This window comes from Burkholderia sp. Bp9004, assembly GCF_003858025.1.
GTDB lineage: Bacteria > Pseudomonadota > Gammaproteobacteria > Burkholderiales > Burkholderiaceae > Burkholderia > Burkholderia diffusa.
The window spans coordinates 131,815-138,046 of sequence record NZ_QTQD01000018.1; the positions used below are offsets into that span (position 1 = coordinate 131,815).

A 6,232-nucleotide genomic window follows, 5' to 3' on the forward strand; every position below is an offset into this window, starting at 1 on the left:
AACCGATTCACCCGTCTACTGCTTCACGGCTCCCCATCATGAACTGGATCGCTTTTTCCCACGGCGCCGCCCTGTGCGGGTCGCTCATCGTCACCATCGGTGCGCAGAACGCGTTCGTGCTCCGGCAAGGCATCATGCGCTCGCATGTCGGCAAGATCGTGCTGCTGTGCGCGCTGTCCGACATGATCCTGATCGGCGCGGGCGTCGGCGGCGCGTCAGTCCTCGTCGAACGCTATCCGACCTTCGTCCACGTCGTGCTGTACATCGGCCTCGCGTATCTCGCGTGGTTCGGCATCAACGCGCTGCGCCGCGCGTTCAAGCCGGGACACGAAACGCTCGACGTGCGCGGCGACACCGTCGCGCCGCCGCCGCAGAGCGCGGTCGCGATCGTGCTGATGACGCTCGCATTCACGTGGCTCAACCCGCATGTGTATCTCGATACGTTCCTGCTGATCGGCACCGCCGGCGCGCGCGAGCCGGAAGGCTCGCGGCTGGCGTTCGCGATCGGCGCGATGTCGGTCAGCGTCGTGTGGTTCCTCGGGCTTGGATATGGCGCGCGGCTGCTTGCGCCGTGGTTCCGCAAGGCTGTTGCGTGGCGTGTACTCGATGGCGCGATCGGCAGCATGGTGCTGTTTCTGGCGGCCGTGCAGTTGCGGTAACGGATCGGAGCACCGATCGATCGCGGGTGGCAACTTTGCCGCCCGTTTTTCGTTCCGCTCCGTTGAAGTGGTGCGATACGCCGGTCTCCGCCGGTCTCTCCCCCAGACGCCGCAAGATTCAGTTCCCGATCGAACGCAGCCACACCGATCATCCACCTGGCGGACGGCACATCCGCTGTCCGCTGCAATTCCTCCGTCTTCATGACCGCGCGCCCGCTGCGCGATTCCGCTCGATCGGCGAGAATGTTCCGGCGTCCGCGACAACGGCGCAAGCGCTTCGCCCGTTCGCCTTCACGTCGCATTCATCCCGGCCAATCCTGTCGTCCCATCCCGTCACCCCCCAGATTCCGGAGAGCAAAATGGCACTACGTACCCTCGGCACGTCGGACATCCAGGTTTCCCCGCTCGCCTTCGGCGGCAACGTCTTCGGCTGGACCGTCGACGAAAACGCATCGTTCGAGCTGCTCGACGCGCTCGCCGATACCGGCATCAACTTCATCGACACGGCCGACGTCTATTCGGCCTGGGCGCCCGGCAACAGCGGCGGCGAATCGGAAACGATCATCGGCAAGTGGCTCAAGCGTTCCGGCAAGCGCGACCAGGTCGTGATCGCGACCAAGGTCGGCATGCTCGCGGCGCGCGCCGGCCTGACGAAGGACAACATCCTGAAAGCCGCCGACGATTCACTGCGCCGCCTGCAGACCGACTACATCGACCTGTATTTCTCGCACCGCGATCTCGCCGACACGGCCTCGCTCGAAGAAACGCTCTCCGCTTACCAGACGCTGATCGACGCGGGCAAGGTGCGCATCATCGGCGCGTCGAACTACAGCGGTGCACGCCTGCGCGAGGCCGCCGACGTCAGCAAGCGCAACGGGCTGCCCGCGTATCAGGTGATCCAGCCGGAATACAACCTGATCGACCGCGCCGCGTACGAGCGCGATCTCGAGCCGGTCGTGCGCGACCTGAGGCTCGGCGTCGTCAACTACTACGCGCTCGCGAGCGGCTTCCTGTCGGGCAAGTACCGCAGCGAGGCCGACCTGAAGAAGAGCGTGCGCGGCGATCGCGTCGCCGGTTATCTCGATGCGCGCGGCCTGCGCATTCTCGCGGCGCTCGACGACGTGTCGGCGAAGCACGGCACGCAACCGGCCGCGATCGCGCTCGCGTGGCAGATCGCGCGACCGACGATCACCGCACCGATTGCGAGCGCGACGTCGCTCGCGCAGCTCGCATTGCTCGGAGAAGCGATCCGCGTGCGGCTCGACGATGAAGATATCCGCAAGATCGACGCAGCCAGCGCGGTCTGAAGTCGTGGGCAACAGGCCGGCGGCTCGAATCGCCGCGTTTTGCGGTTCCTGCCGCCGGCCTGAATCGCATTCGACACGCAAGCACGCATGTCTGCACCGCGCAGGTAGCGCGAGAGCGAAGTGCGCGGTGTCGAAGAAACGATCCGGCGACACACGGTTCGAATTCAGTAATACGAAACAACTTCAGCGATACGACGTCCGCGCTGAACCGAGCAATATTGCCTGAATGCGCGCCCGCGTTTTGCCTGACGCGGCCGTATCCGTTGACTGATACGGACATCCCGCCGCGCCCCGCCAACCATCCTTCCCCAATAATCTTCCTTGACACCCTATCTTTCGATATATATCTTTCGATATGTTTTACGACACATAGGACACGATCATGCGACACGCCCCCTCCCGCGGCCATGCCCGATGCGACGGTCATGGTGCGCATGCCGGCCCTGACTGGTACGCCAGCGTCTGGCAAGCAATCGGCCGCCATCGGCGCGGTCACGACCCATTCGGCGGCGGCCCGTTTGGTGGCCGCGGCGGACGCGGCGGCTTTGGCGATTTCGGCGACGACGGCATGCCGCGCGGCCGCCAGTTCAGCTCCGACGATCTCCAGCTGCTGCTGCTCGCGCTGGTCGCCGAGCAACCGAGCCACGGTTACGAACTGATCAAGGCGCTCGACACGCGCTCGAACGGTTTCTACAGCCCGAGCCCCGGCATGGTGTATCCGGCGCTCACGTATCTCGAGGAAGTCGGCTTCGTCGTGTCGCAGGCGGAAGGCAACCGCAAGCGCTACGCGCTGACCGACGCCGGCCGCGCGCACCTCGATGCGCAGCGCGAGCGCGTCGACACCCTGTTCGCGCGCCTCACGCATCTCGCACGCAAGATGGAATTCATGCGCCGCGCGTTCGCCGGTGAATCGGCAGGCGGCGAAACGCAGGACGAAACGCAGCCCGGCTGGCTGCCGGAGTTCGTCGAGGCCCGTCTCGCGCTGAAGCGCGCACTGCTCCACAAGAGCGCCGCCGACGCCGACGAACAGCGGCGTATCGCGGCGATCATGCGCCGCGCGACGGCCGAAATCGAAAGCGGCACCGGCGCGTGACCCGCGCCGCCCGTCCACACCCAAGGAGAACGGATCGATGCAGAACCTATCCGAACGCGCCGTTACCCGCGTGCGCCATACGCTGAAGTTCCGCCTGCTGCAGGTCGTGCGCGTGCATGCGGTGACGCCGCACCTGCTGCGTGTCACCCTCGGCGGCCCCGACCTCGCGGACTTCGAATCGTCTTCGTTCGACGATCACGTGAAGGTGTTTTTCCCGCCGCCCGGCGCCGACCGGCCCGCGATGCCGACGCTCGGCGCGAATGGCCCGGAGTTTCCCGAAGGCCAACCGAAGCCGGTCGCACGCGATTTCACGCCGCGCCGCTTCGATCGCGCCGCGTGCGAACTCGATCTGGAATTCGTGCTGAACCATCCCGGCCCCGCATCGCAGTGGGCGGCGCAGGCACGCGTCGGCCAATGGCTCGGTATCGGCGGCCCGCGCGGTTCGTTCGTCGTCCTGATCGATTTCGACTGGCATCTGCTGATCGGCGACGATACGGCGCTGCCGGCCATCGCGCGCCGCCTCGAGCAATTGCCGGCCGGCTCGCGTGCGGCAGTCGTGCTGGAAGTCGCGGATCGCACCGCGCAGATCGCGTTCGATACGCGAGCCGACGTGCATGAGATCTGGCGCTTTCGCGCCGAAGCCGACGCGGCGGACGGCGACGTGCTGCTGAATGCGGTGCGCGAATTGCCGCTGCCATCCTCCGGCGACGGTTACGTGTGGGCGGCCGGCGAAGCGCAGTCGATGCGTGCGGTGCGGCAGCACCTGACTGGCGAGCGTGGCGTCGACAAGTCGCGCATCCGCGCGGCGGCATACTGGAAACGCGGCGCAGCGGCGGTGCACGAAACGCTGGAAGACTGACGCGAACGGGAGCCCGAACATCGGCGGGCTTGGCATCGGCGGGGCGGCTGGTATATATCTATGTCTGCGACGCCGCTGTCGGGCGACAGCCGCCGCAGCCCGCCCAGGAGCGCCCGTTCATGACAAAAGAAAGCCACGCTTCGCCTTTCCGTCATAACCTGAAGATCGCCGGCTATTGCGGCCTGGCGGTCGTCGTCCTCGCGCTGTTCGTTGCGATGTGCGCGATCCTGAAGGAAAGCGCACTCGAACGTGACGCCGCACAGCACCCGGGCGAGACGCCCGAACTGCACGAAGCGGGCGGCGGCCCGTCCGCTTCGGCTGAAGCGGCCAAGACGCCCGGTTGACGGCGTCCGGCCCGTACTTCTCCCGCGTGGTTCTCCCGCTCAGGGCGCTCGCTCGCGCCCCATCATCACCGCATGCACGACGTCGCCGATCCGTTCGAGCAGCTCGACGATGCGTTGTCCGTACAGATGCGCGGCCAGCGCGCCGGCGGTGCCGACCAGCACGCCGCCGGCCATGTCGAACGGCCAGTGCACGCCCGCATACACGCGCCCCCAAGCAATCACCACGGCCATCGCGGCCATCACGAACCCGCTCAGCCGCGTGCTGCCGGCGAGCATCATGCCGACCGCGAGACTCCACGCGAACGTCATGTGATCGCTCGGAAACGAGCTGTCCGGCGCATGCGGAATCAGTTGCGTGCCGACACCGGCCATGAACGGCCGCGGTGAAAACCAGAAATGCCCGATCACCTGCGCGAGCGCCAGCGCCACGCACGTGCCGACGCCGGCTTCGATCGCCTGGCGGCGCGTCGGGCGCTCGCCGAAGATCCAGGTCAGCAGCAGCATCGCGGGCAGCGCATAGACCAGCCAGTCGGCGGCGAAGATCGCGACGCGAGCAACACCGGGGGGCGGCACGGCGCCGGCATTGACGGCGGAAAACAGGGTGAGATTGAGGTTCTGCATGAATGCGGTTGCCTGGGGCGTAACGATTGGACCGGGCGTGCCGGCCGGGTGGAACGATGCTAGTGCTCACTCGCTTAAGTAACGCTTAATGCGTCGGACGGCCGATGATCAGGACCGGGCGTGCACGTCGCGCGCGAACGCGCTTAGAGCCCGCACTGCAACACAAGTTCACACAATTGTCACATTTCCGCGCGACCGTCTCCCGTAAAAGCTCACCCACCATCCCGTAAAGGCTCACCTTTTTCACATCGTGGCGTCATCGACGCCTGAGAATATCGGAGCGCCCCATGCGCTCCATGCCGTTCGCACCGTTCGCCTCAATATTTGCGTTGCAAATCATTCGAAATCGGCAACAATTAATTCCAGATGCGGCATCGCACAACGGCAACGCACAGGCATAGGATTACGAGCTTACGAGCACTCATCCACGAAGCGATCAACAACAAGGAGTCCGCATGAAACCCAGCGATGTCCGATCGAAAGCGTTTGCGATGCCGTTGACCAGCCCCGCCTTTCCGATGGGCCCGTACCGTTTCGTCGATCGTGAGTTTCTGATCATCACGTATCGCACCGATCCGGATCGTCTGCGTGAAATCGTGCCCGAGCCACTGCAGGTCATCGAGCCGCTCGTCCATTACGAATTCATTCGCATGGCCGATTCGACCGGCTTCGGCGACTACACGGAAAGCGGCCAGGTGATCCCCGTCGAGTACAACGGCCAGGCCGGCGGCTACACGCTCGCGATGTATCTCGACGATCACCCGCCGATCGCCGGCGGCCGCGAGCTGTGGGGTTTCCCGAAGAAACTCGCGTCGCCCACGCTGCACGTGAACACCGATCACATCCTGGGCACGCTCGACTACGGCAAGGTGCGCGTCGCGACCGGCACGATGGGCTACAAGCACAAGGAACTCGACATCGACGAGCAGACGAAGCGTCTCGCCGGCCCGAACTTCCTGCTCAAGATCATCCCGCACGTCGACGGCACCGCACGCGTATGCGAACTGGTGCGCTATTACATGCAGGACATCAAGATGAAGGGTGCGTGGACGGGCCCCGCCTCGCTCGAACTGGCACCGCACGCACTCGCGCCGGTGGCCGACCTGCCGGTACTCGAGATCGTCGAAGCGCGCCACCTCGTCGCGGATTTGACACTCGGCCTCGGCGAAGTCGTCTACGATTACCTCGCTCAGTAACCTCGGTAACACGTCCGCAGTCCTTTCTCCCTGTCAATCCTTTCACCACGGGAAATTCGAAATGAGCAACCTGAATGGCAAGACCGCAGTCGTCACGGGCGCCGCAAGCGGCATCGGCAAGGAAATCGCACTCGAGCTCGCGAAGGCGGGCGC

Annotated in this window: 8 protein-coding genes; 7 read left to right on the top strand and 1 reads right to left on the bottom strand. The window is 65.3% G+C overall.

Annotated elements, in window-relative coordinates; all coding sequences use genetic code 11:
- Nucleotides 1-38: 38 nt before the first annotated feature.
- The 5 genes from DIE08_RS20560 (at nt 39) to DIE08_RS20580 (ending at nt 4,262) form a co-directional block, all read left to right on the top strand.
- Complete coding sequence (locus DIE08_RS20560; RefSeq protein WP_124903303.1) at nt 39-659, top strand: LysE/ArgO family amino acid transporter; 621 nt, start codon at nt 39-41, stop codon at nt 657-659.
- A 359-nt stretch (nt 660-1,018) separates the two neighbouring features.
- A complete protein-coding gene (locus DIE08_RS20565) occupies nt 1,019-1,966 on the top strand; it encodes an aldo/keto reductase (protein ID WP_124903305.1) in 948 nt (315 codons plus the stop codon).
- A gap of 382 nt (nt 1,967-2,348) precedes the next feature.
- A complete protein-coding gene (locus DIE08_RS20570) occupies nt 2,349-3,059 on the top strand; it encodes a PadR family transcriptional regulator (protein WP_124903307.1) in 711 nt (236 codons plus the stop codon).
- Between the two features lie 37 nt (nt 3,060-3,096).
- Nucleotides 3,097-3,918, top strand: coding sequence for a siderophore-interacting protein (locus DIE08_RS20575; RefSeq protein WP_124903309.1), 822 nt, complete (start codon nt 3,097-3,099; stop codon nt 3,916-3,918).
- 119 nt (nt 3,919-4,037) lie between these two features.
- A complete protein-coding gene (locus tag DIE08_RS20580) occupies nt 4,038-4,262 on the top strand; it encodes a hypothetical protein (RefSeq protein ID WP_059605810.1) in 225 nt (74 codons plus the stop codon).
- A gap of 39 nt (nt 4,263-4,301) precedes the next feature.
- Here the strand turns inward: DIE08_RS20580 and DIE08_RS20585 are convergent, their stop codons facing one another.
- Nucleotides 4,302-4,883, bottom strand: coding sequence for a phosphatase PAP2 family protein (locus DIE08_RS20585; protein ID WP_124627801.1), 582 nt, complete (start codon nt 4,881-4,883; stop codon nt 4,302-4,304).
- Nucleotides 4,884-5,338: 455 nt separating this feature from the next.
- On the opposite strand from DIE08_RS20585, the gene DIE08_RS20595 reads away from it, so the two are divergent.
- Together DIE08_RS20595 and DIE08_RS20600 are read left to right on the top strand one after the other, a co-directional pair.
- Complete coding sequence (locus DIE08_RS20595; RefSeq protein WP_124627802.1) at nt 5,339-6,079, top strand: acetoacetate decarboxylase; 741 nt, start codon at nt 5,339-5,341, stop codon at nt 6,077-6,079.
- Between the two features lie 61 nt (nt 6,080-6,140).
- Nucleotides 6,141-6,232: SDR family NAD(P)-dependent oxidoreductase (locus DIE08_RS20600; RefSeq protein ID WP_124488979.1), on the top strand; the 92-nt coding region annotated here is incomplete at its 3' end.